Raw genomic sequence first — 3470 nt, 5'->3', positions numbered from 1 at the left:
CCCGAATTGTGTAAGAATTTGCTATTGGTGAGCTGCAAACCAAAGTTTATCCCTGTATCTTAGGGTTGTATAAAAAGGGTGGTTCACCAATGGATACCTTACAATATTTACTGAATCACTTGCAAGCATTTTTTACCCAGGGCCAGGGTAAACGCATCTACATCCTAGTATTTATCTGGCCTAATGCTGGAATATAGTGCATCTTATCAGTTATAGCAAACTAAGTATCAATTTAAATTATTATGGATAGTATTTTCGTTGAATGTTTTAAGGAATTAAAAGACCCTCGTGTTGATAGGACAAAGAAGCATTTGCTACTGGATATTATTGCGATTGCTATTTGTGCAGTAATTTGTGGTGCAGAAGGCTGGGAAGAAATTGAAGACTTTGGAAAAGCGCGTCAAGATTGGTTTTCTAATTTTCTAGAGCTGCCTAATGGAATTCCCTCGCACGATACATTTTCTCGTGTTTTTGGTGTGTTAAAGCCATTGAAATTTCAAGAGTCCTGCATGAAATGGTTTAGAAAGGTACAAGCACTATTACCTGAAACGGTTATTGCAATCGATGGTAAAACACTCAGAGGTTCTGCACGTAAAAACAAGGAACTGAAAGGGCTTCACATAGTAAATGCATGGTCTTGTGCGAATGGCATCAAAAAGAGATGAAGGTTATTCAAAGGTTAATCAAGACCAATTTAGCAGCTTGCTTGGGTGGGCGTCAATTACAGACAAGACTGCTTTTAAGGCATTATCTTGGCGGTGTAAAATCTCATGCTTGTGATGGTGGTGCTGGCAACGTGCCAATAACCTGATGATGTGGTCCGTGTTTTTTCATTTTGTGTTTGGGTGGCCTTGGGTAAGGGGAGATGTGTCCTGTTTGCGCATCAACGATAAAAAATTGGCGTAAATCACCTTCTTGCCCTTTGATATAGACAAGATAAAAAGTATTATCATTAGCAAGTTTAATCGTTTTAACACTATCTATTTCAAGTTGGCTAGTGGGTTGATGCTGGATTATTTTTGCATTAACCAGTATTTTTGCCTGATCAGCGGTTAGATTAAGTGGCTTTTTATGCTTTATAGCAGAAGGAGGTAATGGTTGACCAGGTGAAGCATAAGCATAACTTATACCACTTATTGTCATAATACAGATGAGCGTGAGTGTAATAAACTTTTTCATGATTGGCTCCTTTATATAATTTGGTAAGTGCAACAAACATAAACAAAACAATTTGTTTATGCCATAATATAAGCTTACATATTAGCGGTAACAGGAATATGACAAGTACAAAGAATTTTGTAACAGTTCTGTTACAGGACTTCTCTAGTATAAAAGAAGGTGAAAATGGAAAAAAAGCAAGTGCTCGTTGTGGATGATGATCGTGAAATTGGCAAGCTGTTATCCAGCTTTCTTGCGCAGTTTCATTATCAAGTCACCCATGTAACAGATGGCATTAAAATGGCACAAGCCATGAAAAATACACTTTTTGATATTGTGCTGTTGGACATTATGTTACCAAGTGCTGATGGTTTTGAGTTGTGCCGCCAAATAAGGAGAAACTCTGATATACCCGTTATTATCATCAGTGCCTTAGATCAAGAAAGTGATCGCATTTTAGGGTTAGAAGTTGGTGCTGATGACTATTTGCCAAAACCATTTAATACAAGAGAACTTTTAGCCAGAATTAAAGCAATTTTGCGACGAACCAGTGGTCAACTCAGTAATAGCAATATGCAAGGTGAAAAAATTATCTGCTTTGCAAACTGGCGTCTTGATCGTCATCGGCATGTGCTCATTGACGCAAATGATATTGTTATTGCATTAAGCAGTAAGGAATATCATTTATTGGAAATATTTCTTGCACACCCACAACAGATATTGACAAGAGATCAGATAATGGATCGACTTTATGATAAGGCTTGTGAGCCTTATGATAGAACGATTGATGTTCTTATTGGTCGGTTAAGAAAGAAAATAGAAACAAACCCTAAATCACCAGGTATATTAAAAACAATACGTGGTGAAGGGTATCAATTTTGTGCTAAAAAACAACAGGGTGCGAGGGAATGAAAACACATCTTGCAAAGCAGACATACTGGATTTTAACGATTGGTTTATTGCTGATTGGCTTTCTTTTAAGCCTTGTTGGATTCCAGCTAAGCCAATTGGCAGGCAGCAGTATTTATAGTCATATGGCGCAAAGGAATATTGTTGATGTGTTTCAGAATCAAACACAAGATATTAATCAATTAAAACGGCGTTTGGAGAATGTGCCAGGCATGCGTGTGCATATCGATACGATTAACAATACACAAGTTGCATCCAGTAAACTCCCTGTATTCAAGCTTCACCAGATTCGCCCACCTTTTGATTGGACGAAGCCATTTATTTTAGAATATCAGGGACATTATCTATCTATTTCTTTTTCGCCCTGGAATCAGGTCACGGCAATGATTATTATCTATATTTTCGCTATTTTTGTTTTGCTTGGTGTGATGTTCTGGTTGTGCTATTGGGCACTAAAGAGGCTTGAAAAAGTCAATTTACTTGCAAGAAATGCACTTGAGACTTTAGCATCAAATATTCATCGTCAGATAAGTCTTCCTGTCGAGAATAATGAAGCTGAATCACTATTTAACAGTATTCAAAAAATTCAGAACTTACTTAAAGATATTGTAAACAAACGCACAGAAATGCTTGCGGCTATTTCTCATGATCTTAAAACGCCGATTACGCGGTTAAAGTTACGTGTCGAGTTACTGTCAGAGTCTCAGGAAAAAGAAGCGCTTTTAAAGGATGTCAATAATATTGAAGCCATGGTGAATGCCATTTTAACATTTTCAAAAAATTTCTTGCAGGAAGAAAATGCGGTTTCCTTTGATTTCTCTGAATTGATTACCTCAATCGCGCATGATGCACAGGATCTTGGCCATGCTATTAAATTAATTGTGGAGAAGCCTGTTATCTATACTGGCAAAGTGATGTCGATTAAGCGGGCAATCGTCAACATTCTGGATAACGCAATTAAATATGGTCAGGATGAGGTAAAGATGCAATTATTTTCTCAAGATAAATATGTTGTTTGCCAGATTAGTGATCAAGGTCCAGGTGTCAGCGTTGCGTTATATGAGCGTTTATTTGAACCGTTTTTTCGTGCAGATCAATCCCGTAATGCGGATGTCAGTGGCTCTGGTTTAGGTTTAAGTATCGCAAAAGAAGTTATCGAAGGCCACGGCGGCAAGATCAAACTCTCACCTAATAAACCAAAAGGCCTTGTGGTACAGATTTTATTACCCTGTTAAATCTTTTTTTGGATCATGCTGTATAGTGTGGGTAGAATAATCAATGTAAACAAGGTGCCAAATAGCATGCCTGTGCTGATAACAAGGCCTATTTGGTTGCGAGAATGACTGCCAGGACCTGTTGCTAAAAGTAAAGGAATGCTTCCTAAAACATACATTGAGCACCTC

5 protein-coding genes are annotated in these 3470 nt (G+C 37.7%); 3 read left to right on the top strand and 2 right to left on the bottom strand.

The features are described from left to right. Positions 1–242: 242 nt before the first annotated feature. Positions 243–665 carry an ISAs1 family transposase gene (locus DNK84_RS12670; RefSeq protein ID WP_119344848.1) on the top strand — a complete coding sequence of 141 codons (423 nt, stop codon included), beginning with the start codon at positions 243–245 and terminating at the stop codon, positions 663–665. A gap of 103 nt (positions 666–768) precedes the next feature. Here the strand turns inward: DNK84_RS12670 and DNK84_RS12665 are convergent, their stop codons facing one another. After that, positions 769–1179, bottom strand: a complete 411-nt coding sequence (locus DNK84_RS12665) for a hypothetical protein (protein ID WP_119344847.1) — start codon at positions 1177–1179, stop codon at positions 769–771. 165 nt (positions 1180–1344) lie between these two features. On the opposite strand from DNK84_RS12665, the gene DNK84_RS12660 reads away from it, so the two are divergent. Next, on the top strand, positions 1345–2070 hold the full coding sequence (locus DNK84_RS12660; RefSeq protein ID WP_119344846.1) for a response regulator transcription factor: 726 nt from the start codon (positions 1345–1347) through the stop codon (positions 2068–2070). Then, on the top strand, positions 2067–3302 hold the full coding sequence (locus DNK84_RS12655; protein WP_119344845.1) for a sensor histidine kinase: 1236 nt from the start codon (positions 2067–2069) through the stop codon (positions 3300–3302). Before DNK84_RS12660 ends, DNK84_RS12655 begins: the two co-directional genes overlap by 4 nt. Here the strand turns inward: DNK84_RS12655 and DNK84_RS12650 are convergent. Continuing rightward, positions 3299–3460 carry an efflux RND transporter permease subunit gene (locus DNK84_RS12650; RefSeq protein WP_162902453.1) on the bottom strand — a complete coding sequence of 54 codons (162 nt, stop codon included), beginning with the start codon at positions 3458–3460 and terminating at the stop codon, positions 3299–3301. The genes DNK84_RS12655 and DNK84_RS12650 overlap by 4 nt on opposite strands. Between the last annotated feature and the right edge of the window lie 10 nt (positions 3461–3470).

It is taken from the genome of Facilibium subflavum, assembly GCF_003574485.1.
In the GTDB taxonomy this organism is placed as follows: Bacteria; Pseudomonadota; Gammaproteobacteria; order Francisellales; family Francisellaceae; genus Facilibium; species Facilibium subflavum.
The sequence above is the reverse complement of the archived record's forward strand: the minus strand, read 5'-3'. Positions and strand labels throughout refer to the sequence as shown.